Source organism: Paenibacillus sp. CAU 1782 (assembly GCF_054551715.1).
The window spans coordinates 1,177,972-1,203,019 of sequence record NZ_JBTOLL010000001.1 but is presented as its reverse complement, the minus strand read 5'-3'; the positions used below and the strand labels follow the sequence as shown (position 1 = coordinate 1,203,019).

The 25,048-nt window shown below is 50.8% G+C and carries 22 protein-coding genes and 1 other annotated feature; of the genes, 17 read left to right on the top strand and 5 right to left on the bottom strand.

All coding sequences use genetic code 11. From position 1 onward, the window contains the following. Positions 1-53: 53 nt before the first annotated feature. Positions 54-3,176, bottom strand: a complete 3,123-nt coding sequence (locus ACX93W_RS05980) for a transglycosylase domain-containing protein (RefSeq protein WP_459391386.1) — start codon at positions 3,174-3,176, stop codon at positions 54-56. Between the two features lie 122 nt (positions 3,177-3,298). After that, positions 3,299-3,678: a binding site (T-box leader), on the top strand. Between the two features lie 74 nt (positions 3,679-3,752). Here ACX93W_RS05980 and tyrS point away from each other — a divergent pair. The 3 genes from tyrS to ACX93W_RS05965 all read left to right on the top strand — a co-directional run bounded on the left by tyrS (position 3,753) and on the right by ACX93W_RS05965 (position 7,358). Further along, the gene (gene tyrS / locus ACX93W_RS05975) at positions 3,753-5,006 is read left to right on the top strand and encodes a tyrosine--tRNA ligase (RefSeq protein ID WP_459391385.1); all 1,254 of its coding nucleotides are present in this window, start codon (positions 3,753-3,755) and stop codon (positions 5,004-5,006) included. A gap of 189 nt (positions 5,007-5,195) precedes the next feature. Continuing rightward, positions 5,196-5,708, top strand: coding sequence for a protease (locus tag ACX93W_RS05970; RefSeq protein ID WP_459391384.1), 513 nt, complete (start codon positions 5,196-5,198; stop codon positions 5,706-5,708). A gap of 78 nt (positions 5,709-5,786) precedes the next feature. Beyond that, positions 5,787-7,358 carry a flotillin family protein gene (locus ACX93W_RS05965; RefSeq protein WP_459391383.1) on the top strand — a complete coding sequence of 524 codons (1,572 nt, stop codon included), beginning with the start codon at positions 5,787-5,789 and terminating at the stop codon, positions 7,356-7,358. 172 nt (positions 7,359-7,530) lie between these two features. Here the strand turns inward: ACX93W_RS05965 and rpsD are convergent, their stop codons facing one another. Beyond that, positions 7,531-8,130: a 30S ribosomal protein S4 gene (rpsD, locus tag ACX93W_RS05960; RefSeq protein ID WP_459391382.1), complete on the bottom strand. Its 600-nt coding sequence runs from the start codon at positions 8,128-8,130 to the stop codon at positions 7,531-7,533. A gap of 464 nt (positions 8,131-8,594) precedes the next feature. Between rpsD and ACX93W_RS05955 the strand changes: the two genes are divergently transcribed. From ACX93W_RS05955 to ACX93W_RS05930, 6 genes are all read left to right on the top strand, one after another. Continuing rightward, positions 8,595-10,484 carry a diguanylate cyclase domain-containing protein gene (locus ACX93W_RS05955; protein WP_459391381.1) on the top strand — a complete coding sequence of 630 codons (1,890 nt, stop codon included), beginning with the start codon at positions 8,595-8,597 and terminating at the stop codon, positions 10,482-10,484. Positions 10,485-10,713: 229 nt separating this feature from the next. Continuing rightward, on the top strand, positions 10,714-11,343 hold the full coding sequence (locus ACX93W_RS05950) for a hypothetical protein (RefSeq protein WP_459391380.1): 630 nt from the start codon (positions 10,714-10,716) through the stop codon (positions 11,341-11,343). A gap of 93 nt (positions 11,344-11,436) precedes the next feature. Further along, positions 11,437-12,552, top strand: coding sequence for an aminopeptidase (locus ACX93W_RS05945; RefSeq protein WP_459391379.1), 1,116 nt, complete (start codon positions 11,437-11,439; stop codon positions 12,550-12,552). Between the two features lie 105 nt (positions 12,553-12,657). Further along, positions 12,658-12,900 carry an HPr family phosphocarrier protein gene (locus ACX93W_RS05940; RefSeq protein ID WP_068684041.1) on the top strand — a complete coding sequence of 81 codons (243 nt, stop codon included), beginning with the start codon at positions 12,658-12,660 and terminating at the stop codon, positions 12,898-12,900. Positions 12,901-13,035: 135 nt separating this feature from the next. Next, complete coding sequence (locus ACX93W_RS05935; protein ID WP_459391378.1) at positions 13,036-13,323, top strand: DUF1507 family protein; 288 nt, start codon at positions 13,036-13,038, stop codon at positions 13,321-13,323. A gap of 121 nt (positions 13,324-13,444) precedes the next feature. Further along, positions 13,445-13,825 (top strand): Asp23/Gls24 family envelope stress response protein, encoded by a 381-nt coding sequence (locus ACX93W_RS05930; RefSeq protein ID WP_459391377.1) that lies wholly within the window; start codon positions 13,445-13,447, stop codon positions 13,823-13,825. Between the two features lie 81 nt (positions 13,826-13,906). On the opposite strand, the gene ftsW is transcribed toward ACX93W_RS05930, so the two are convergent. After that, positions 13,907-15,082: a putative lipid II flippase FtsW gene (ftsW, locus tag ACX93W_RS05925; protein WP_459391376.1), complete on the bottom strand. Its 1,176-nt coding sequence runs from the start codon at positions 15,080-15,082 to the stop codon at positions 13,907-13,909. Positions 15,083-15,091: 9 nt separating this feature from the next. Next, positions 15,092-15,436, bottom strand: coding sequence for a YugN family protein (locus ACX93W_RS05920; RefSeq protein WP_459391375.1), 345 nt, complete (start codon positions 15,434-15,436; stop codon positions 15,092-15,094). A gap of 297 nt (positions 15,437-15,733) precedes the next feature. Between ACX93W_RS05920 and ACX93W_RS05915 the strand changes: the two genes are divergently transcribed. Beyond that, the gene (locus tag ACX93W_RS05915; RefSeq protein ID WP_459391374.1) at positions 15,734-16,924 is read left to right on the top strand and encodes an amidohydrolase; all 1,191 of its coding nucleotides are present in this window, start codon (positions 15,734-15,736) and stop codon (positions 16,922-16,924) included. Between the two features lie 42 nt (positions 16,925-16,966). Here the strand turns inward: ACX93W_RS05915 and ACX93W_RS05910 are convergent, their stop codons facing one another. Then, positions 16,967-17,812 (bottom strand): thermonuclease family protein, encoded by an 846-nt coding sequence (locus ACX93W_RS05910; RefSeq protein ID WP_459391373.1) that lies wholly within the window; start codon positions 17,810-17,812, stop codon positions 16,967-16,969. Positions 17,813-17,974: 162 nt separating this feature from the next. Between ACX93W_RS05910 and ACX93W_RS05905 the strand changes: the two genes are divergently transcribed. The 7 genes from ACX93W_RS05905 (at position 17,975) to ACX93W_RS05875 (ending at position 25,048) form a co-directional block, all read left to right on the top strand. Continuing rightward, complete coding sequence (locus ACX93W_RS05905) at positions 17,975-19,681, top strand: DNA repair helicase XPB (protein ID WP_459391372.1); 1,707 nt, start codon at positions 17,975-17,977, stop codon at positions 19,679-19,681. Continuing rightward, positions 19,678-21,528 carry a hypothetical protein gene (locus tag ACX93W_RS05900; RefSeq protein WP_459391371.1) on the top strand — a complete coding sequence of 617 codons (1,851 nt, stop codon included), beginning with the start codon at positions 19,678-19,680 and terminating at the stop codon, positions 21,526-21,528. Before ACX93W_RS05905 ends, ACX93W_RS05900 begins: the two co-directional genes overlap by 4 nt. Positions 21,529-21,619: 91 nt before the next feature. Beyond that, on the top strand, positions 21,620-22,108 hold the full coding sequence (locus ACX93W_RS05895; protein WP_459391370.1) for a YlbF family regulator: 489 nt from the start codon (positions 21,620-21,622) through the stop codon (positions 22,106-22,108). Between the two features lie 22 nt (positions 22,109-22,130). Further along, positions 22,131-22,394, top strand: coding sequence for a YlbG family protein (locus tag ACX93W_RS05890; protein ID WP_459391369.1), 264 nt, complete (start codon positions 22,131-22,133; stop codon positions 22,392-22,394). Positions 22,395-22,673: 279 nt separating this feature from the next. Next, on the top strand, positions 22,674-23,111 hold the full coding sequence (locus ACX93W_RS05885) for a hypothetical protein (RefSeq protein WP_459391368.1): 438 nt from the start codon (positions 22,674-22,676) through the stop codon (positions 23,109-23,111). Positions 23,112-23,264: 153 nt separating this feature from the next. After that, positions 23,265-24,176 (top strand): selenium metabolism-associated LysR family transcriptional regulator, encoded by a 912-nt coding sequence (locus ACX93W_RS05880; RefSeq protein WP_459391367.1) that lies wholly within the window; start codon positions 23,265-23,267, stop codon positions 24,174-24,176. Further along, on the top strand, positions 24,167-25,048 hold the full coding sequence (locus ACX93W_RS05875) for a PHP domain-containing protein (protein ID WP_459391366.1): 882 nt from the start codon (positions 24,167-24,169) through the stop codon (positions 25,046-25,048). The genes ACX93W_RS05880 and ACX93W_RS05875 overlap by 10 nt, the downstream gene beginning before the upstream one ends.

Sequence of the window (25,048 nt, the reverse complement as noted above, 5' to 3'; positions counted from 1 at the left end):
CCTTTTCGTATGCAACTCATTTTCGCTAATTTGATCAGCGGCAGGGGCGGGAGTTACCCGCCAATTACGATTTTGGCCGATGGCGCTGAGGAGCCTGCACTATTTTCAGCGATGACATAATAAGCGCCTGATGCGAGTGGAGCCGCATGCTCAAAGCTGGTTTGATTCGTAGACGCCAGCTTGACGAAATGACTGTCGTTAGCGGCGCTGTAATAAACGCTGTATTGAGTGACCTGATCCGAGACGGGATTGGACGCCCAGCTTAGAGTGACGCCGAGATCGGTGCTTTCCGCATGAAGGCCGCTTGGCGCTCCAGGCGCTGCAACGGCATCCGAACCACCGGCATTGTTACCGCCTCCGGCGTTGCCGCCGCCTTCATTGCCCGGCAAACCAGGTACTCCTGGTGTTTCAGGCAGCTCCGGTATTTCCGGCAGTATCGCCGAGGCGCCGTATTCCATACCCGGAGTTGATCCGGACTCCTTGCCGACTACATCAACAGCAGCGACATAATAGGATGTTTTCTCAAGCGGATTTGCCGTTACTTTGAACACATATTCTCCGTCGAGCAGGATCGAATCGCCCAGTTTGGCGAATGCGCCGTCGTTTACGGAACGATACAGTCTGTAGCCGACAACATCCGGCGATTTGCTTCCAGTAAAGGTAATAGTCAAATTGCCTTCTCCAGCCACAGTCAGCTTGGCATCGTTTGGCGGCGCAGGGTTTGCCCCGTCGTCTTGACGAGGGTCGACCTTGGACGGCGCATCGTTGCCTGCGTCGGCCGGCAAATAGATTTCCATCGCGCGGCGATCTTTGGCCGGGAGTTTGGATTGAGCTTGCTTGATTTCGTCCATCAGCGCGTCAAGCGGTTTTTTGCGTTTGACGACAACCTTTTCCTTGAGCATGTCGGCTGGCGTCAGTTCGTTAGGCACATAGTTTACGCCTTCGTACGTAATGTACGCCATTTTGACCAATGCATCATCTTGTTTCTTCGGCAAATATTCTCGATTAAACCAGTCGGTAACCGTCATGCCGGCTTCACGTGTCAGGGCTGTAGGGAGAAGGCCGCTGGCGGAAGATACGGTTGCTTTGACGATTCCGTCTGGCTGAGGGAACGCTTCAGTAGCGAACATCTCCGGTTTTTGCTCTGTCACCTGGTTCATAATGAGCGCCCAGATGGAGCGGGCTCTTGTTCGTCCGTCGTTGGACAATGCGTTGATTTGCTCCTCGTAGCCTGCCCAAACGCCAAGTGTAACGTCCGGGGAGAAACCGACGAACCATACATCGCCATAGCTTTGGGTTGTGCCTGTTTTACCGGCAATCGGAATTTTTCCGTATTGATTAAATTGTTTTGTCAAGGAATTGCCTGTACCGGAACGGTCCGAAATAACGGTGCGAAGCATATCCGTCATCAAAAAGGCCGTTTGCTCGGAAAATACTTGTTTTGGATTGGCTTTATGCTCATATACGATTTTACCGTTGGCATCGGTAATTTTTTCGATCATGTAAGCATCGTTCAATACTCCGCCATTTGGTATCGCACCGTAAGCGTTGGTCATTTCCTCGACGGAAACGCCTTGGCGCAAGCCGCCGATAACACCTGTCTGAGCACCTTCATCCTCAGGCGTTAACGTTGTGATTCCCAAACTTCTCACAAAATCCAACGCGACGGGAATGGTTAGTTCCTCGTTAAAGATTTTTAGAGCGGGCAAGTTCATCGATTTGTTAAGCGCTTCGCGGGCTGTTACAAGTCCTGCGAATTTCCGGTTAACGTTCATTGGAATATGGTAGCCTTTTTGGCCGTCTCGCAGAACGACTGGAGCGTCGTCCAAAATGCTGGCCGGCTGTACAATCCCTTTGTCGATGGCGGGCAAATATGCCGCAAGTGTCTTCATTGCCGAACCTGGCTGGCGAATCATTTGTGTAGCAAAATTCATTTGCTCTTCGTAGAAATCGCGGCCTTCCAACATGCTGATGATCGCGCCGCTTTTGTGGTCGATCATCATGGCGGCAATTTGCTCCAGCCCTTTTTCTTCGCTGTAAGGGGAGAAGTTGTCCGCGTTGCTGCCGATATCTCTCATGATGCTGTAAACCTGCTTGTCGATCGTGGTATAGACGTGATAACCGCCGCGAAGCAATTGGTCGCGGGCTTCCTCGATAAGCGGCGCATTTTCCTTCTTGCGCAGATCCTCCTGCGTCAAATCCGGATTTTGCTGCAGCAGCAGCGCTTCTGCGGCTTGGCGCTCCGCTTCCAGCATGAGGTACGGATAAGTCGTATACGCTTTTTCAGCCGGCGGAGCCAGCGAAGCTTTTACGTCGAATTTCAAGGCTTCATCGTATTGGGCCTGCGTGATCCGGCCTTTCTCCAGCATCTGGGCAAGCACCCGCTGCTGTCGCTTCATTGCCCGCTCAAAGCCGGCTTCATTAAATTTGCCGGAGCCTGTAAATGCATTGTACAGGGAAGGCAACTGCGGCAGACCCGCCAAATATGCGGATTGTGCAATATTCAGCTGCTTCAGATCAGTAATGCCGAATATGCCTTTTGCCGCAGCTTGAATGCCAAATACCTGATAACCGTTCGAGCCGTTGCCAAATGGCATTTTGTTCAAATATGCGGCCAAAATTTCATACTTGGTCAGGAAACGCTCCATCCGCAGGGAAAGGAATATTTCTTTGATTTTGCGGCTGTCCGTCTGATCAAGACTCAGGAAGACACGACGCGCAAGCTGTTGAGTAAGCGTACTGCCGCCTGTTTGCGTATCTTCATTAAAGAGCTTTTGCTTGACGGCGCGGCCCAGACCGTTAACGCTGATGCCGCTGTGCTCGAAAAACTCATTGTCTTCGATCGCGAGCAGGGCGTCAATCACGTTTTGAGGTATATCATCGTATTCAACAACGATGCGGTCTTCGTCTGTGCGTAATTGCCCCACAAGGGAGTCATCGCGGAAATAGACATAACCTGTCATTGAATATTCGCCGACTTTATTTTGTATTTCCGCTTCCGGCCGAATTTCTTCATCCTTGACCAGTGCGGCGACATAACCTGTTACCGCTCCGCCTGCCAGCAAGCCGAAGAAAATTCCGAAATAAATAATCCACTTTACAGTGATAAACGAGATCAGGCCGAATAGCCGCCATTTGCTGTATTTTGCCGGCGGTGATTGTTGTTCCTCTTGCATTCTTTATTCTCCTCCTCCAAAATAGCATTCTTATTATAGCATAAATCGCCAAATGGTACATGAGCGGCGCTTCACAGGAACAATTGACTTCCGATAGGGCCTATGGTATAAAAGTCTATATATTTAAGGCGATGAAGGACATGAGTAGGAAGCGTGACGTTAAAGCACAGAGAGCCGGTGGTTGGTGCAAACCGGTTGGCGCCGCTTGTTGAATTACCGTCCGGAGCCAAACGGAGGAACGGGGCTTGGCCCTCAGTAGTCCGTTTCGGAGTGAAGCTCCGTTATCAAGCAACGAAGTGAGAGCGCGTCTACTCTAAATAAGTGCGTGTTCAAAACGTTCGGTTTTCAGCAACGGAAGTTTACGCTGAATTCCCTATTCGAGGCCGATCATGCCGCCAGGCATGCATCGGGATCAAAAACGAACTTTTTGAACAACCTTTTCAGAGCTCCGGCATGTCTCTAACGAGGGTGGTACCGCGAGCTGATCCTTCTCGTCCCTTGGGGCTGGAAGGATTTTTTGTGTTTTCTTTTGAACACCATCTTATTATTGGACGCATGAAAGGGAGGAAAAGTTTTATGGCAGAGTGGAAAGATTTGACGCCTGAGCAGCAGGCAGAGGTAGAAAGACAGCTGGATACGCTGAAGAGAGGCGCGGTGGAGATCGTGCCGGAGGAAACATTGAAGGAGAAGCTGATCAAATCGATTAGCAAGGGACAACCTCTGAAGGTTAAGCTGGGTCTTGATCCATCAGCTCCTGACATTCACGTGGGGCATACCGTTGTGCTGCACAAGCTGCGCCAATTTCAGGAGCTTGGCCATGAGGTGCAGCTGCTGATCGGCGATTTTACAGGCCAAATCGGGGATCCTACAGGCAAGTCGGAAACTCGGAAGCAGCTTACGCCTGAGGATGTTAAACGAAATGCGGAAACCTACCAGAAGCAAATCTACAAAATTTTGGACGAGCAAAAAACAAAGCTGTTTTTCAACTCGCAATGGCTGGCGCCGATGCAGTTTGCGGACGTTGTTACGCTGGCGGCCAAATTGACGGTTGCCCGGATGCTGGAGCGGGATGATTTCACCAAGAGGTACACCAACGGGCTTCCGATCAGCATCCATGAGTTTTTCTACCCGCTGATGCAAGGTTACGATTCCGTTGCGATGGATAGCGACGTCGAGCTTGGCGGAACGGACCAAAAGTTCAACCTGTTGATGGGACGCACACTGCAGAAGGAATACGGCAAGGAAGCTCAGGTTGCGATCATGATGCCGCTGCTGGAAGGGCTCGACGGCGTTAACAAAATGAGCAAAAGCCTGGGCAACTACATCGGGATCGACGAAGAGCCGGGTCAAATTTACGGCAAATCGATGTCGATACCGGATGAGCTCATGCTCAAATACTATGAGCTGGCTACGGATATCGGCAAGGAGAAGCTTGTCGAGTTGAAAGCGGGACTGGAGAACGGCAGCGTTCATCCGCGTGACGCCAAGATGGCATTGGCCCATTCCTTCGTCCGCATGTACCATGGGCAAGAGCAAGCAGATGCTGCCCAGCAGCATTTTATTACCGTATTCCAGAAACGGGCATTGCCGGATGACATAGAAGAGGTGCTGGTACCTGCGGCGGAGCTTGAGAATGGTTCCATCAAGCTGGTTAAGCTGCTTGTTGTTTTGGGTCTGCAATCGTCGGCCAGCGAAGCAAGACGCAGCATTCAGCAAGGAGCAGTGCGTATTAATGAAGAAAAATGGAGCGACCCTGCAGCCGATGTAACGCCGCAAGCCGGCGATGTACTGCAGGTAGGCAAGCGCAAATTCGTCAAGCTTACAGTATAGCGGATGTTCAAAAAGTCTATTTCCCACATAGTGGAAACCGGACTTTTTGAACTTTATAGGCTGCTGGATGCGCTTTGGACAAGTTCTGTCGAAATTCGACAGTGATTATTGAAACTTATTTCACGCAATAGCGTAATAAATAAGGAAATGATAGCAGGTTATGGATGATACATGTGAAGGAGGGGGAAGATGGAAGGCCTGTATATGGCGTGTTTGATCGGTGGAGTGGTGTATGCTTTGGTCAGCGTTATTTTCGGCGATTTGCTGGACGGCATTTTTGACTTCTTGTCGTTGGATTTTTTACAGCCGATGACGTTGGTTGGAGGAATCACGGTGTTTGGCGGAGCCGGCGTGATGCTCTCCGGCTATACTTCGCTGGGAGAGTGGCCCGTCGTGTTGATTTCGCTGTTGATAGCCGTCGTAGCGGGCATAGCCGTCTTCTTCCTGTATGTCAAGCCAATGGAGAATAGCGAAAATTCGATTGGCTTTACCATGCAGTCGCTGTCCGGAGCGCTGGGCGATGTTACAATCCCCATTCCTGTAGGAGGCTATGGCGAAGTAATGGTCAAAGTTGGCGCAGGCCACACCAACCAAATTGCAGCCAGCTTCGACAACAAGGAAATTCCATCCTCCGCTCGAGTCGTAGTGGTGGAAGTGAAAGACAGTGTGCTTTACGTATCGGAAATCGACCTGAACGTCTAAGGGCGGCTAGTCCGGCAACCATTAGGTTAGCATTCGCGTTACCCGGACGGGCAGCCCGTACATGAAAGGAGAAATGGTATGGGAGACATTGAGTTGTTGTCAATTCCGATTATTGTTGTTGCTGTTCTGGTTGTATTGGGTCTTGCATTTTGGGCCAGGTACAAAACGGTCAGCCCCGATGAAGCGATGCTGATTACAGGTTCGTTTCTGGGGAGTCGCAATACGCTGGTGGATGACTCCGGCCGCAAAGTAAAAATTATCCGAGGCGGCGGCGCATTTATTTTGCCGATCTTCCAGAAAGCGGAGTTTCTATCCTTGCTGTCCCACAAACTGGATGTTTCCACTCCCGAGGTGTATACGGAGCAAGGCGTTCCGGTCATGGCGGACGGTGTAGCAATTATTAAAATTGGCGGAGCCATCGATGACGTAGCGACAGCCGCCGAGCAATTTTTGGGCAAGCCAACGGAAGCGCTTAAAGGAGAGGCCCAGGAAGTGCTGGAGGGTCACTTGAGAGCGATCCTTGGTTCAATGACCGTCGAGGAGGTTTACCGAAACCGCGACAAGTTTGCCCAGGAAGTTCAGGGCGTAGCCGCGAAAGACCTGAAAAAGATGGGCCTGCAAATCGTATCCTTCACAATCAAGGATCTGCGCGATAAGCATGGTTATCTGGATGCGCTGGGCAAACCACGAATTGCTGCGGTAAAACGCGACGCCGAAATCGCAGAAGCCGAAGCGGTGCGCGATGCGCGTATTCAAAAAGCGCATGCGGCGGAAGCGGGACAAAAGGCGGAGCTTCTGCGCGATACCAATATCGCTGAAGCCGAAAAAGACAAGGAAATGAAGGTTGCTTCCTTTAAACGCGACCAGGATACGGCAAAAGCGGAAGCGGATCAAGCCTATTCCATTCAGGAAGCTCGCGCCAAGCAAAGCGTGGTCGAGGAGCAAATGAAGGTTGAACTGGTCCGCAAGGAGCGCGAAATCGACCTGGAGGGAAAAGAAATCTTGCGTCGCGAGAAGCAATACGACGCCGAAGTGAAGAAAAAAGCGGATGCCGACCGCTATGCGGTAGAGCAGGCGGCAGAAGCGAACAAAGCCAAGCAATTGCGTGAAGCCGACGCGCTTCAATACCGCATCGAAGCGGAAGCAAAAGCGCAGGCGGAGCAAAAACGTCTCGAAGGTCTTGCGGTTGCGGACGCGGAGCGGGCGAAAGGTACGGCGGAAGCTGAAGTTATTCGTTTGCGAGGTCTTGCGGAAGCGGAAGCGAAGGAAAAGCTGGCGGATGCGTTTGCCAAGTTCGGCGAAGCGGCTGTCCTGGACATCATCGTCAAAATGCTGCCTGAGCTTGCTGGCAAGGTTGCGGAGCCAATCAGCTCCATCGACAAGCTGACCGTTGTGGATACAGGCAATGGCGAAGGCGCAGCTCGCCTGAGCAACTACGTAACTTCACTGATGTCGACAGCGCCTGAAATGCTGAAGAGCGTGTCCGGCATCGACGTCAATCAGCTTATTCAAGGATTGACTTCCAAAGCGATTACGCCTTCCGGCGCGGCGTCGCCAGCTCCAGCGCAAGCCGTTCCCGCAATAAGCGGAGAAACAGTGGCAGCTATCGCCAAAAACATTAAATCGTTGAACACAACAGATCCATCTTGATCTGCGGATTCTAATTAAAGAAACAGCCCGGCTAACAAGCCGGGCTGTTTCTTTGCCGTAAAACGGCTGTCGTCAGGAAGATTATCCGCATTATGAAAGGGGGCAGCCTCATAGAAACACAAAAAAACAACATTGCATGTCCAGGACACACAATGTTGTTTTGAAGTTTGGCTTAACGGCTGTAGAATTCGACGATTTGTTTTTCGTCGATTTCTTGCGTAAGCTCGGAGCGGTCTGGAAGACGGATGTACTTGCCTTCAACAGCTTGCTCGTTGAATTCGATGTAGTTAGGAAGGTGATGACGAGCTTCGATCGCTTCTTTAACGGATTTCAGGCTGCGGCTACGCTCGCGCAAGCTGATTACGTCGCCTACGGAAACCGTGTAGGATGCGATGTCTACTTTATTGCCATTAACAGTTACGTGACCGTGAGCAACGAGCTGACGCGCGCCTGCACGGGAGTTAGCAAATGCCAAACGGTACACGAGGTTGTCCAGACGGCTTTCCAGCAAGGCCAGGAAGTTTTCGCCGGCTTTACCTTTTTGCTTAGCCGCTTTGTTGTACAGGTTGCGGAATTGCTTCTCGTTCAAACCGTACATGTGGCGAAGCTTTTGTTTTTCTTGCAATTGAACGCCATAGCCGCTCATTTTTCTGCGTTGGTTAGGTCCATGCTGTCCAGGAGGGAAAGGGCGTTTCAAGTCTTTGCCTGTTCCGCTCAGGGAAATACCAAGGCGGCGGCTCAATTTAAATTTAGGTCCAGTATAACGTGACATGTGTCTTATTAACTCCTTCATCAAAGTAAATTTTGAGAATGGGGTTGTGTTGCGCGGAATAACACTCTACGGACAATTGCTCGTCCCAAGCAAACACTTCAGCCGCTGGCTTGCTTGCGAGTCCTACTCCTGAGGGTGACACAAAACCGTACGCCCATGTTTCCAACAACTTATATTATATGAAATACAGCGAAAATGTCAAGTAAATCCTATTGCGAAAACAAAAAGAGGGAGTGAACCGTATGCCGGCGAAATGGAAAAATGCTGCTGGTATGTATAGGAAAGCGACAAGCAAGGAAGGAGATTGGAGATTTCGGACAGGAATGACTAAAGGCAATATACAATGACGCGTCTAAAGTCCTATAAAATTTGGATATTGCTAGTGCAAAATTCTTAAAAATAAAGTATGATACTGAATAGAAAAGCTTATCTCCCTGGTTACAAAGGAAAGGGTTGGACGCTGCATGGTTAATGAATGGAAGATGAATCATCCCATTTGGATTACCAATGAAGATATTCATGACGCGGACGAGCCTTATCTTCCGTCCTTGCTGGAAGAAAGCTTTCTTCAGTGGAGATCGGAAAATGACGAGCTGCCTGCTTTTGTAAGCGGGCTATATCGATTATACAGCAAATCGCTTCAATGTCACGGCGCTGCCGGCAGAGCGGAGCTTGCATCCAGTGCCGGCCTTGACGCATCGGTGAACGGAGCTCTTCAAGCCGCGCTTCTCAGCGATGAAATCAGCATTATTGCGGCAGGCGACATGCATGCGTGCGCCATTCCCGTTAGAAGGCGTTCAAACAATGGCGTGTTTGCGCTGCTGGTATATGCGGCTCCTGCCGATGAAAGCCTTCCAATGGGCGAGCTCCAGGCTTGCGCTCGCCATTACCGAAGCTTGTTTTATCGCAGCTTTGAGCATCTTTATGTGAAAGAGATTCTGGAGCAGCAGCAGCGCTCGGATCGCGAGGCAAGCCGAAGGGACGCCTTGTTCCTGACCGCCAAAAAGCTGTATGACCAAATCGATGCCACCACCGTGCTTTCGGAGATGCTGCAAAGCCTCGAAGCTCTGTATCCGGAGTCGCAAGTCAATTTGTTTCTGTCCCAGGATTACGTGGAGGGCGATCCCCGGGTCAAACCTCTTGTGTTCCGCAATACGGCGCATGATATAGTTGCCAAGGCGTTTCTGGACGGCAAGCCCGCAAGAGAGCATGACCGCCATGGCAATATGCGCCTTGCGGTGTCGTTGACTGGCAAACAGGCGGCCTACGGCGTTTTGTGCATTTCCATGGAAGCGCAGAAATGGGACGAAACCAATTTGCCCGCATTTCTTCTGCTCGCTGACACCGCGGGTTCCGCGTTTGAAAACGCCAAGCTTTACGAGCAGTCCAATCTGCTGATTAATGAGCTGAGGCTAATTAATGAAATGACCAAACGTCTTAATCAATCATTGCGTTTGAAAGAAATTTTTCAGTTTGCGACTGCCGAGCTGCTGACTATATTTGAGGCAGATTATTGCTGCGTTCTACAATTGGATAGAAGCAACGGCATTTTTGAAGTTAAAGCCAGCAATATTCCGGCTTTGTCCAGCGAAGCGTTTTCCACGGAATATGGCTTCTGCGGCATTATTTATCGTACAAAGGAACCGTTGATTATTTCCGATTATTGGAATACGAGAGTCGTTACCTCCAGATTGATGGACAATACCGGCTCACGCTCGCTGATTGCCACGCCTATTTTTGTGGAAGGCGAAGTGGTAGGGGTTATTTTTGTTGCCAACAAAATTCCGAATTTCTTCTCCTATGAGAATTATAAGCTTCTGCAGGTGATGAGCACGCATATCGGACTCGCCGTAACAAATGCTTCACTGCATGCCGAGGTCCGAAGAATGGTCATAACGGATAATTTGACGGGACTCCATGCCAGACATTATCTCGACGAGCAAATTCAGAACCGGCAGCATAAAGATACCTTCGGGTCGCTGATTTTGGTGGATATCGACTATTTCAAGCAAGTTAATGATACATTCGGACACCAGGTAGGCGATCAAATTTTGATCAAGGTTAGCGAAATTATTCAGAGCGTCATCCGCCAAGGCGATATAGCGGCGCGTTGGGGAGGCGAGGAGCTTGCGGTTTATTTGCCCGATGTGCGCAAAGAGCAGGCCCAGCTTATCGCTGAACGAATCAGGCAGCGAGTGCTGGATGAGACAGAACCATCCGTAACCGTGTCCTGCGGGGTTTCGGAATGGGCGATGGATCACGAGAAGATTAGCGTTGAATCCCTGTTCTACAGAGCGGATATGGCGCTTTACGATGCCAAGAATAGAGGCAGAAACTGCATAATGGTTGGCTGACGCCCGGAACGCAATCCTGAAACTGCAGGAATACGTAAAAGGGCGTTCTTTTTTTTGCGAATAAGACCGGCTCATTCCAGAAACGCTATAGGACAGGTACGGGATTTCCGTCCGTAAAAAGAAATAGCCGTTGACGGGGTGACAAGGGATGGTCAAAAGTAGAAAACTGCGCTGGGGAATGCTAAGCCTGGCTCTTATGATTGCGTTAATTCTTTGGGGATGTGCGGGAATGGCCGAGCGCAGAACGCCGCAGGAATGGCTGAGTCTTTCTTATTCGGGACTTGCTGCGTTGGATGAGTTTTCTTTTGCGGGTTCGCTTACAATGGGAATGAATGAAGGGGTCATGTATAAGCCGCAGACCTTTGAAGGCAAAGTCGTCGATCATCGCCAGCTGACGCTGCAAGCTCAGGGACAGCATACGCTATATGGTAATCCGGCAGACGTGCTTGACCGATTAAACCGCAGCAATGACGGCGTTGCGATTGATAGTTCAGGACAGGGAGACGGAGAGTTTCCTGCAGAAGATATCGTTTGGCTTAAAGTAAAAGAAAAACCGAATGAAACGACAGAGCGTTGGCGTCAGCATCTCAGAGCAGGGATGGCAGATCTGAAGGGGACTGATTTGACAGCCGCAAGCCGTGACACGGCTTCCTTAAAAGAGCAGACGCTGCAGCAGGCGAACGAGGAGCTTGAAGGAATGTTGGCGACCTTAACCGCTACCTCTGTCTACGATATCGGCATCCACCGGATAAAGCTGCTTCCGCTAAAAATCGTGGAAAACACGGAGTTTGTATATAAACGGAACGGCGTTCCTATGGAGGAGACGCGTTACACGTCGATCCGGTTTCAGCATTTTTGAGAACTGCGCGCGACTAAAGTGCATTGGAGGAGGAATCGTGGTAGGATGTTAGGGAGTTCAAGTTATTTCCAACCATGAAGGAGCAGATAATCCATGAGAGATCCGCGTTTGCAGACACTTGCCCGCAACCTGGTGCAATATTCAATTAATGTCCAACCGGGCGAGAATGTACTGATTCATATGATCGGAAACGAAAGAGAATTAGCAAAATGCCTGATTGAAGAAGTGGCTAAGAGAGGCGGCAATCCGTTTCTTGACTCGATGGACCGTTCCATGCTTCGCACGCTGCTGACCCATTCCACCAAGGAAAGCCTTGAGCTTTGGGCAAAGCAGGATCTGGAGCGGATGAAAAAGATGCAAGGTTACATCGCGGTAAGATCGGGAGACAATGTGAACGAACTGTCCGACGTGCCGGAAGAAAAGATGAAGCTGTACAATCTGATCTACAATACGCCCGTACATATGGAACAACGCGTTAAGCATACAAAATGGGTTGTGCTTCGTTACCCGAGCCCGTCGATGGCGCAATTGGCGCAAATGAGCACCGATGCCTTCGAAAACTTCTATTTTGACGTCTGCAATCTGGATTATGCCAAAATGGAACAGGCTATGGAGCCGCTCAAAAATCTGATGGACCGCACAGATCGGGTACGCATTGTAGCTCCGGGCACGGACCTGTCGTTTTCCATTAAGGGCATCGGCTCCAAAAAATGCTCCGGCCATCGCAACATCCCTGACGGAGAGGTGTATTCGGCTCCGGTGCGGGATTCCGTACAAGGAATCATTTCGTACAATACGCCTAGCGTATATTCCGGCGTGACGTTCCAGAACATCACGTTTACGTTCAAGGACGGCAAAATCGTCAAAGCGGAAAGCAATGACACTGCCCGCCTGAACGAAATTTTGGATACGGATGACGGCGCGCGTTTTATCGGCGAATTTGCCATCGGCTTCCACCCGCATATTCTTCATCCCATGAATGACACGTTGTTTGATGAAAAAATCGCCGGAAGCCTGCATTTTACGCCGGGTCAGGCTTACGAGGAAACCGATAACGGAAATCGTTCCGCGGTGCATTGGGATCTGGTGTTGATCCAGCGTCCGGAATATGGCGGCGGCGAAATCTATTTTGACGATGTGCTGATTCGCAAAGACGGCATTTTTGTTATTCCTGAATTGGAAGGGCTAAACCCCGATAACTTGAAATAATTGAAAATGAAGCGTTTAATTTCGCAAAACCTATTGATGGATAGGTGGTTTCGAGTTATCATGATGGAAAGGTAAGCTTTACTAATCTAACTGGAGGGATCTCCCATGTCCAATAACGCAGCTATCGTAGAAATTTCTCAAACAGCCGGCAAATTCACATCTTCCATCGTTCTTCAAGCCGAAAGCAAATATATCGATGTAAAGAGCATTTTAGGATTGTTCACAACCCTGGTGGGAGGCCATGATTACGAGCTGCATGTACATGGACCGGATGCAGATGAAGCCAAAAAAGCAATGGCAGAAGTGTTCGCTAAACACAATTTGAACGTAAATATCGTTGCTGAATAAGTCTGCATCCCGTTAAATGAGTGCTTCCTCCTTCAAGGGAGAGGCGCTCATTTGTTTTGTCCTTGTGTATTCATTCGTTTTCGTCTAATATAAAGGATATAGATGCTGGCGGGTACGCGCACAGGGGGGAGAAGTATGACTGCACCGGAAATCACAGATGTTCTGCATGAAAAAGCGCTTCGTCTTCTTCAGGAAGACGCGAGTAAGATAGAGAAGCTGATTGAAGTACAGATGGAAAACTTGACGACTCGTCATTGTCCGCTGTATGAAGAGGTGTTGGACACGCAGATGTACGGCTTGTCCCGTCAAGTCGACTTTGCTACTCGCGCCGGTCTGATCGGCGAGCTAGCGGGCAAGGACATTGTCAGCAAGCTGGAACGCAATCTTGCTGTGTTATATGAAGCTATGGAACGCAAAGGGTAGACTCCTCGGAGTCTGCTTTTTTTTTGTCTCGGAACCGGCGTAAGGGGAGCTTATTCGCCTTGCTTCGAGCCTTCCGTTCTATTACAATGAACATATATGGCAAAAACGAGGAGTGAATGACATGACCGAAGAACTTCAAACAGGCATTATCCGAATTTCCGACGATGTAGTAGCTACCATAGCGGGACTTGCAGCACTCGAAACGCCGGGTATTGCCGCCATGTCGGGCGGCATATCAGAAGGTTTGGCAAAACGGCTTAGCGGCAAAAACGTGCAGAAGGGCGTTTCGGTCGAAGTCGGACAGCTGGAAGCCGCCATCGATTTGCGAATTATTGTTCATTATGGCATTCCGATTCAGGAAGTTTGTCGCCAATTGCAGCTTAATGTACGCGAATCCGTGGAAAATATGACAGGTTTGCAGGTTGTGGAAGTTAACGTAAAGGTAGAAGGCGTTGCTTTCAAGGAAGAAGAAGTTGAAGAGCCGCAGCAACGGCTGAAATAATAAGTAAAGCAAAAACGGCGCTCCCTGTTGTCTGGGAGCGCCGTTTTGCATGAACAGAGCGGTTAGCCGGCCGTGATAGTGTTAAGCTCTTGTTTTGCGCTTGTTGCCAGCGGGTTCAATCCGGTTGGATTCCCTGGAGATGCTGAGCAGAATCCCCATGCCGAGCAAACAAAACAGTAGAGAGGAGCCGCCATAGCTTATAAACGGCAATGTGACGCCTGTAAGCGGTATGGTGGATGTAACGCCTCCAATATTGATGAAGGCTTGTACCGCGAGCAGCGCAACGATCCCGATTCCTACGACCGTACCGTACAGATCGGGACATCTGAGGGCAACAATCAATCCGCGCCAGAGAAAAAACAGATAGAATAGCAGGAAAATCGTACTGCCGATAAACCCAAATTCCTCCGCAATCACTGCAAAAATGAAATCATTATAAGCAAATTTCAAATAATGAAGCTTTTGCACGCTTTCCCCAAAACCCGCGCCTGTTAATCCGCCATGGCTTAACGCCTGCAACGACGAGATAATTTGAAAAGCGCCATCCTGTGCATTGCCTTCGGGATCCATGAAGGAGGTAAACCGTTTAATCCGGTATACCCAGGCATCCGGGTTGACAGCCATGGAGATGCTGACCAAAAGCGCCAGAACGACGCCTCCAATGGCGCCAACGGCAAATACCTGCTTTAGATTGGCTCCGCTTGCAACGATCATTACAATAGCGCAGGTCGCGAGGACCAGACAGGAGCCAAGGTCGGGCTGCAGCATGATGAGGCCGCATATAAAGCCGACAATGATGATGACAGGAAGCAAGCCGCGCTTGAAGTCGCGGAATTTCTCTCCCTTTTTGGCAATTAGAGCTCCCATATAAAGGATAAGCGCCAACTTGGCGGGTTCCGTCGGCTGGATGCCAAAAGAACCGATCCGAAACCAGCTTCGCGCGCCATGAAGAGGTTCGCTGACGATCGGAACCAAAATCAGCATGATGACAACGGGGATAAAAAATAGAATATAACCTTTTTTAAAGGCCTGATAGCGGATATTCATCACCCACAGCATTAAGAAAATGCCTAATACCGCAAAGGCAAGCTGCCGCTTTGTAAAATATAACGCATCATTTTGAAACTTGGGATCTACTACAGCAATGCCGGAGCTGGCACTGAAGACCATCACCAGACCAAATCCAACCATCAGAAGTGTCATGATGAGGAGCAAAAAGTCAGGCCTTCCCCGGCTGCCTTTTTCTGTCGCTTTCATGGAGTGTCTCTAATCTAACGCTTTCTTCAATTGAGCGAGCCGTTGCTCAGCCGTGTCCAAAATATGCTGCGGAACCGGGGATTCGTATTCCATGCCGTGCGGGAAGGTGGCGCGGCCAATGTAAACGGCTTCGATAGCAAGCACGGCATGGGGAGATTCCAGCTTGCCTTCCACCGCGCGCGTATTAATACGAAGGAAATATTCGTTTCCGCTAGCCCGTTCAACCAGCTTCAAGTCGTATGTAGCGCGGTAATATTCCCATTGCCAACGAACAAAACCGGCCTTTTCCGCCTCGTCATCCAAATGCGCAAGCTCACTCTGAAGGCCATTCAGCCCGGAGTTTTCAATGATCATCTCAGTTCCTCCCAAATTCATCAATCATATGTTGTGCATTCTTTACCCATGATAGTATGTTTCCCCAGTCAGCGCAAGCCTTAGTCGGCATATCCAGAGTCTCAAATGCATATTGGGCACGATAGAGGTTTTCTCAACAAATCATTCAACTTTGTATATAGAAAATGAAAAAAGGATGGAGTTATTGGCTTCAATGCTGGTAAACTTGTCATTAGAGGAAGCAAGCGCCGGAAGTGCGGCTTCAAGTGGTTGTACAGGATAAGGAAAACGAAAGCACTTTAAAGGGAGGTTGCGGAGATGAAGCTGGACAGTCTGGCGAAGGAATGGCTCCCAGGGAATTACGACAAAATGGTCGCCTGGCGTCGACATATGCATCAATATCCGGAGATCTCCTTTCAGGAGAAGCGGACGGCAGCTTGGATCAGCGACCGGCTGAAAGAACTGGGCTGCAGCGTTTCGGAGGGGATCGGCGGCAACGGTCTGGTCGTTTCAATTAAAGGGGAGTTGCCAGGCCCAGTCGTAGCGCTGCGCGCGGATATGGACGCATTGCCGATTCAGGATGAAAAAAACTGTGCTTATGCATCCCGGGTGCCTGGAGTGATGCATGCATGCGGTCACGACGGACATACGGCGGCGTTATTGGCCATAGCCGAATTCTATGAAGAACATAAAAGCTCGTTGCAAGGGGAGCGCAGGCTGCTGTTTCAGCCCGCTGAGGAGGTTACGCCCGGCGGGGCGATTCAGATGATACGCGACGGAGTCCTTGAAGGCGTCGATGTGATCTATGGCGTCCACTTGTGGACACCGCTGGCCTATGGCTCCTCCTTTTCCAGAGCCGGCGCTTTGATGAGCGCGGCTGATGAATTTGTTCTGGAAATCGTGGGCCGTGGCGGACATGGCGGAATGCCGCATCAAACAACGGACACAGTTATGATCGGCTCGGCGCTTGTGCAGGCAGCGCAGACGATTGTAAGCCGCAATGTGAGCCCTACTCAGCCTGTGGTCGTGACGTTTGGATCTTTCCAGGCGGGGACCACCACAAATGTAATTGCTGAGAAATGTATCCTCAAAGGAACGGTTCGCTCCTTTGAAGAGGAAACGCGCCAGCTTGCAAGGCAACGGCTGGAGGACATCATCCGGCATACGTGCGAAATGCACGGAGCCGCCTATCAATACGACATGCGCATCGGATATCCGCCCGTTGTGAATGACGAAGCAGAAGCAGGGCGTTATTTCGAGGTGGCGGGAGCTGTTTTTGGTGAAGGCAACGTGGCGGAGACGGAGCCGCTTACGGTCGCCGAGGACTTTTCCTATTATCTGCTGCAGAAGCCGGGATGCTTTATGTTTGTAGGCGCCGGAAACCCGGAATGCGAAGCGGTGTATTCCCATCATCATCCCAAGTTCGACTTTGACGAGCGGGCGATGCTGAAAGCGGCGGAGCTGATGATTGCAATGGCGGAGAACTATGCGGCAGAGCATGCTGATTAAACGGAACGTGAAAAATGAGCTTGCAGCGCGGAAGACGAAGGATCATTCGTCTTCCCATAGCGCTACAAGCTCATTTTTGTCATTATACAATTCCGCAGGATCGGATTCGTTATTATTCCAGACATTGTTGACTTCCCATAACAACACGCCTTCTTTGGCGACAGCGTCTTCGCCAGAAGCCAGGATGAGGCTTTCTTTGGCGTTAAGCACATAAGGTTCAAAGGTATAGGTCTGATTGCCCCGAACGCTAATCAGCTTCCAGCCGTCCAGATCAATGGATTGCGGAGTGGTGTTGGTTATCGTAACGATTTCCGCTTGTTTGTCCACCTCAAGCTCGATGCCGATCTGCTGAGCCTTGCGCACCGGCAGGTCGCTTTGGCTGGTTTCGGTGCCCGTGCTCCAGATGCCCAGCTTGTTTTGTTTGGCTTCCTGCTCCAATTGTTTATATACGTTTTCCATTTTGGTATTTGGTTCGATAATCATCACTTTGGCAAGGCCTTCCTGCAGTAGTAGCTCGTTCAGAATGCCGCCATCCTTCAGCTCGACAATTGCCAGCGTCCGATTAAACCGGTCCTTGATTTCTTTATCAAAGGACAAGCGGACTTCGACGGAGTCTTCCAGCAGTTGGGCGGTTAGCTGCGAGGCTTCCGGTCCAAAGGGTTCGACCGGTGTATTGGCTTTTTTAGTTTCGGGCGTATCAATATATAACATACGAATGGTGGCATGTCCGGAACCCGTGTCTATTTTGAATGTATCGCCGTCGACGTAGCCGGAAACGGGATACCAGGTATCGCTTTTCACCGTTGGCGCTGCCGGGGAGTTGGAAGCGGCACAGCTGGCGAGCAGGAGAGACAACATCGTTCCTATAATGAAAATAAGCTTTCTCATGGTTCAAATGCCTCCAGCAAAAAATGAAATGAAGTCTCCATTTTTTAATCTTACTATACAGTACGGCAATCCGGCAAATAATCGGGCCTGCCATGACTAGGGATAAAATGCGGCAAAACCCTTCATACTGATGAAAGAATATCGAAAAGAGGGTAGCTGACTATGACAACCGGCAAAGGCGCATTGATCGTTCAATCCGATATGACCGTACTTCTGGATGAGCAAATAGAAACGGCGGGCGAAGCGAGGGAACTGCTGCTGATGTTTGGCGAAGTTGTCAAAACGGTAGGCAGCATGCATACCTACAGGCTTACGCCGCTTGCATTGTGGAACGCCATGAGCGCCGGCGTTTCCTGGAAAACCCTGCTGGATGGTCTGGAGCGCCATGCGCGTTACGGACTGCCCCTTACTGCTGCTGCGGCGCTACGGGGCTGGGGGCAGCGTTTTGGCAAGCTGAGACTTGAACTGAAGGAGGGTGAGCTGGTGCTTGGCGGGGACGCGGAGCTACTGTCGCAATTAGCTCGACAGCGGCAAGTGGCCGCCTGGATCAAGGACAAAAACGGCGAAGGGGAATGGCTGCTTCAAGGCCACTGCCGCGGACTTGTCAAGCAGGAGCTTACGAGACTTGGTTATCCCGTGCTGGATTATGCCGGATATCATGACGGGGAGGCGCTTGATATTGGATTGCGGCGCCAGACGCTCCGGGGCAGGGCGTTTGGTTTGCGGCCCTACCAGGCTGCCGCCGTGGACCGTTTCTTGCAGGATGGAGCGGTGCAAAGCGGAAGCGGGGTTGCTGTATTGCCCTGCGGCACGGGCAAAACGGTCGTTGGGTTAGCGGCTCTCGCCGGCGTCGGAGCGGCGGCGCTGATTCTGGCCTCCAGCCACAGCGCGGCGCTCCAGTGGAGGGACGAGCTTCTGGACAAAACGACGCTTGATATTTCCTCAATCGGGATATACAGCGGCAAGCAGCGCGAGGTTGCGCCAGTCACAATCGCTACCTATAACTTATTGACGAGACGCGCGACCGCGGGTGATGAATATCGTCACATGGAGCTGCTGACTAAACGGGATTGGGGACTTGTCATCTACGATGAGGTTCATTTGTTGCCAGCTCCCGTATTCCGAATGACGGCTTCCATTCAAGCGACAAGGCGGCTGGGTCTTACGGCAACGCTGATTCGCGAGGACGGTTGCGCCGAAGACGTTTATTCCCTGATCGGACCCAAGCTTTACGATATGGCGTGGAAGGATGCGGAAGCGGGAGGTTATATCTCGACGGTCAGCTGCAAGGAAATTACGGTTCCGCTTCATCCGTCGCAGCGTGAGACTTACCAGGCGGCCGGGGGCAGGGGCCAGCTTCGGATTGCCGCCGAAAACCAAAACAAGCTTCATGTCGTGAAACGGCTTTTGCGTCAGCATGAGGGCAAACCCGCCTTGGTCATCGGCCAATACCTGAAGCAGCTTCATGAAATTGCAAAAAGTCTGAACGCGCCGATTTTGACCGGCGAAGTGCCTCCTCAGGAAAGAGCAGAATTGTACAGCCGTTTCAAAAGAGGCGATATTTCGGTGCTTATCGTATCCAAAGTGGCCAATCTGGCGATTGACTTGCCCGATGCCGCCGTCGCGATCCAAATGTCGGGCAGCTTTGGCTCCAGACAGGAGGAAGCTCAGCGGATTGGCAGGCTTCTGCGGCCGAAGGCGGGAAGCAATAAAGCCTGGTTTTACAGCATCGTTACGGAGGGGACAAAAGAAACCCAGTTTGCGCTTAAACGCCAGCTGTTTATGATGGAGCAAGGTTATGTTTATGAACGGACGGCCGAGCAAGCGGAAATCGACAATGTCTCACGCGCCGGGGAGATGACACGATGAGGCTGAAGGAAGTGGCGGATCAGCTGGCCGAGGAGCGTTTGCTTGACCCGGCATGCTTTTGGCATTGTGAATCTGCAAACGGCGCTTTCCGCACAAACGGCGGGCGAGGCGTACTGGAGCTGGCTGCTTCAGGCATACCCTTGGAAGGTTTAAACGCTGCCGAGCTTCGGGTGCTGCGACTGCATGTAAGCCTTCATGGCGCATCACCCATAGAGGAAGAGACGCTTGTGTCTGTTCTCCGGAGACGAACGGCACTAACGGGAGCAGAATGCAGGCTGGCGCTGGATAGGCTTGAGCGGAGAGGGTTTATGTATGCGTTGCGCAAAACCTGGGGCGAACGATTCGTTTTTGTGCCGTCTGATCTTTATGCCGCTTTGTTGGCTGGTTTGCCAGACACTCTACCGGTTGCTCCATGCAGCGATGGCGTATTTCCCGCAGCTCCATTGAACACGGGGCAGGGCATCGGCGGGCCGCTGCCATTGGGCAGAGCATTGATTTATTGCTTGTCCCAGCTGCGCCGGGAATCTTCAACTGCTTTTACGGCCAAGGGAATCTTATCCAAAAAAATGAGCGACAAGCTGGAGAGGGCCTTCCCGATCCCGGCTGATGTTCTTGAGCGGTTTGGTTTTTGGGCGAAAGGGGAGGAGCGTTGCTCCACAGGCGTTGCTCTATTGCTTGAGGCGGCTTCGAGGCTCAACTTGCTTGTTGATGCAGGCAAGGGTGTTCGCGTTAACGAGCAAGGTCTTGAAAAATGGCTGGAGCAAAGCGATGGGGCAAGGGAAATGGAGCTTAGGGACTGGCTGTGCGACTTGATTTTTGCCGCAGCCGGCCCAGCTGCGCATTACGGAGCGAAGATGCTTTGGCTGCCCGATGGAGAGTGGCATCGGGCTCAAGATTTGCATATTGACGATCTTACGGAGAATGGAGTCCCGGATGACGGGGTTTGGGAGGAAAGTCCATCCCGTGATTACTCCGCCCAAAACTGGCTGAAGCTTTTTTTTGCATGCGGATGGCTGGAGTGCGGTTATGTGGAGGGCGAAGGCACAGAGCCCGTGTTTCGTTGGCGATCCTTCAGCGATGTGGTGGAGAATGAAGTGATCGTACAACCCGACGGCGAGCTTCTTGTAGGACCGCATACAAGCGGCGGTGTTCGTTGGAGGCTGGAGGAAATAGCGGATCGGATCAGCGATGATCTGTTTACGCTTTACCGTTTGTCAGAAAACCGCCTCCATTGGAATCTGGACAACGGAGCGTTAATAGAAGAAATTGGGTTGATTTTGACTAGGTTAAGCGGCCAACAAAGTCTTCCGGAATCTGTGGAAAGCATGCTGCAGCAGTGGTGTCAAAGCTGGGAGCAAAAAGGGGGTCGACCAGCTGGCTTTCAAGCTCGAAACAAGTCAGTCCCCACGGCTGAAGAACCGACGTCGCAAACCGGCATGGTTTCACAACGACGTTTTCTGGACGGGGCACAACCGCTAAGCCAAAATCAATGGGATCAGATTCAATTGGATCACGATCAGAAGTCTCCATTCCGATTGGATCGGTTTAGAGAGCAAATTGCTTCCGTACCAGCGATGTGGATGAAGCATCGGCGATCTTATCACCATTCCACCTGCAGGGAACTTATAACAACAGCGATTTCTCTGGAAACGGCTGTGGAATTGTCTATGGACGGAGTTCGCGTCTTGTTTATCCCCGAAGCGACGGAGCAACGGGGGAATCTGTGGTCGGTAACCGGCAAGTTTTACGGTGATTGCAAATTGGAAAATCGTGCCTTTGGCCCGGAGAAATGGGATGAAATCAGACTGGTGCTTCCATCGGGCACAGCAATAAGCGGGAATCGGTAATGCTGCGCGATGCCGAACTTCCCCTTCATCTATTGGCTAATAGTTTGTTATGTGATAATGTAGTAGCAAGCTATAGGAAAGAGGTGGATCAATGGCGGTTGCCGAATATAGAGACTCGGCTGCACATCTAACAGGAGTTGACGCCTATGCTTCACTGGATATGGCGTCATTGCTGCTCAGAGCTTACGAGCTGGGCGATATGGTCAATTTATCGGCTGAAGTAGCCGAATATGCATACTGGAAGAAAGCAGTAAACGAAAGTGCGGAAGCCAAAAAGCTGCAGATCGCATTTCTAAAAGCCAAGGAGCAATTTGCGGATTGCGAGCGTTTTGGCCGATTTCATCCCGACTTCCACGAAGCGCGCGGCAAGCTGAAAGAAGCGGAAAACGCGCTGGGCGAGCTGGAAGAGGTTCGGCGCTTCAAGCTGGCGGAGTCGGCGGTAGACGACATGCTGCATGAAATGGCGACGATTATCGCTGAATCGGTATCGTATACCATCAAAGTCCCCGGAAATGAAAAAGGCGGGGGCGGTTGCGGAAGCGGCGGTTCGTGCGGCTGCGGAAGCGGCGGCTGCGGATAATTTCTGTAAGGGGGAAGAAGGCATGTTGCCGGATCGGACAGGCTTTATTATATGGGTTAGCGATTTGAAGGCAGCACGATCCCTGGAGCGTTTCGGGAATGTTCACTATATGTCCAGAAAGCTTCATTATGTAGTGTTGTACATGAATGCCGACCGGGCGGAGGAAGCAGTCAAGCAAATGTCGCGGCTTTCCTTTGTGCGTAAGGTTGAGCGTTCCTATCGCAGCGAGTTGAAGACGGAATACACCAAAGACAGCGAAGATAAAACCAGATTCTACAGCTTGTAGGATGTGCCTTCGAACTCCGCAGGGGGCGAAAAAGCCGTGACAGACGCCCTTGAGCGAATGTGAAGACACGCTCTAGCCCAAGCGTTTCAATAGAAGCAAAATAACGCTTTTGCGCCCGTTAATCTCGCGCAGAAGCGTTATTTATTTGCAATGAATTACAATTATTTACATAAATGTCTTCCGTTTATTTTATTGTTGAAATATCGGACGGACATGGTAAAATAAACATTAGATATATAGGCACAAAGAACTGGTTCTGTGGGAGGAGAGCGGGACGATATGAAGGATAAAATGACTAGAAGATGGAATACATATGAATCTTTTTATGTAGAGCTAGGTGAGAAAAAAATATCCGACATTATCATTACGAACCATGCTCAGACCCGCTGGCTGGACCGCGTGGAAAGCGCCAATACCGGATACGACGACATTGCCGAATTTTTATGGGAGTGTTTGAAAAAAGGAAGGGTTGAATCCTATTATCGAAACGAAGAAGATGTCTATCTGATTGACGGCGATTTGGTGTTTGTCGCCGAATTTGCCGATGCTCCCAATGATCTGGACTTGCTGGGCAACCCTCTGCAAAAAATGATCGTGGTTACGTTTCTTGGGCGGATGTCGGAAACGATCGAGCTTAGAGACCTTAAATCCTATTATTCCTGGCTGCGCCATTCTCGCCGCATGACACTGGTCAAAAATAGCCGCAAGCGGAAATAAATCCTAATAATTGAATATAGCAATGCAGAGCAAAGCTTCACGATATTTAACAAAGCGCCTCCTTGCGGGATGGCGCTTTCTGTCGTTTTGTGTACAATTGCTTGGCTGCATTGTAGTATAATAACAGCAAGAAGAAAGGACGGATTGGACCTTATGGCACTTAACTTCCATCAGCTGCACATCTTTTATACCGTAGCGGAACGCGGCAGCTTCTCGGCGGCCGCTCAAGCTTTGCATATGACTCAGCCTGCGGTGACGATGCAGGTTCAATCCCTGGAGGATTATTTTGGGACAAAGCTGCTGCACCGATCAACAAAACGCATCGATTTGACTGAAGCCGGTCTGGCATTAATGCCTTATGCCAAAAGCAGCATCGAGTTGATTCGCGACACGGATCAGGCGATGTCGGCTTTTACGCGCCAGCTTAAGGGCAAGCTGCTGCTAGGCTCAAGTCTTACGATCGGGGAATATATTATGCCCAGATTATTGGGGCCGTTCGGTCAGGAATATCCTCATATTACGATCAGCATGAAAGTTATGAATACGACGCAAATTTTGGACGAAATTCTGAATCATCAGCTCAACTTCGGATTGGTGGAGGCTCCGGTCAGCCATCCCGATATGCATATGGAAGCAGTGATGAACGATGAACTGGTTCTTGTCGCCGCAAGCAGTCACCCGCTCGCGTCAATCGGCAAAGCTACGCTTGAAGAGGCGCTGGAGCATGTTTTTGTTTTGCGGGAAAAGGGTTCCGGCACCCGGCAGGTGATGGAGGAGGAGCTTGTTCGCAGAGGCATGAATCCCGCCTCCATGAAAATCGGGATGGAGCTTGGCAGTACCGGTGCGGTTAAATCGGCGGTCGAAGCGGGGTTGGGCATTTCCATCTTGTCCTCCTCCTCTGTCAAACATGAAGTTGCGCTGGGCTTGATCAAAATTATCGAACTAAGCGACACCTCGTTCAAGCGTCAATTTTACTCCATTTATTTGAATTCTGCGCTTTTGCCTATTTCCGCCGTTACCTTCCTAACCTTTTTGAGAGAGAGGGATCTACAACAATGGCTATAATCGAACTCGCGGATTTGCATACCCACACAACGGCGTCCGATGGCTTGCACTCTCCTTCGGAGGTTGTGGCTATGGCGGCGAAAGCTGGATTGGCCGCAATCGCAATAACGGATCATGATACGATAGCCGGGGTTTCCGAAGCGCAGGAAGCAGGCAAAAAGCTGGGGATTCAAATTGTACCTGGCGTAGAGCTGAGTACAAATGCCGAAGGACAGGATGTCCATGTGTTAGGCTACTTCACGGATAACGGCAACGACCAATGGCTGTCCAGACTTAAACGGCTTAGAGGCGGCCGTTCCCAGCGCAACGAAGAGATTTTGAAAAAATTGCGGCATTTGGGTCTGGAAGTGCAAATGGAAGATGTGCATGCTGCAGCGATGAGGAGAGCCGGGGTTGGGCTGGACGCTTTGTCCACGCTGACTATAGGGCGGCCCCATATTGCGCAAGCGCTGATCGATAAAGGTTTTGCCGCCGATATGGAGGAGGCTTTCCGTCAATATTTGGCGGAAGGAGCTGCTGCTTATGTCTCCCAATCGCGAGTGCATCCGATGGAGGCGATCGGGTGGATCAAGGAAGCGGGAGGAGTTGCCGTTATTGCCCATCCTGGTCTTTACGGCGCGGATGATTTGGTGGAGGAGCTTTGCCGCAGCAGCGCGGACGGTCTTGAAGTTTTTCATTCCGATCACGGCCCTCAGGAAGAAGAACGATATTCGGCAATGGCCAAACGCTGCGGTGTGCTGATGACCGGGGGCTCCGATTTTCACGGTTTGCGCGGCGACCAAAGCTATCATGGCGCATTGGGGAGCACGAACGTACCTTTAAGCAGGGTTGACGAGCTGCATGCACGCCGTCGCCAGCCTGCTGCTACCTGA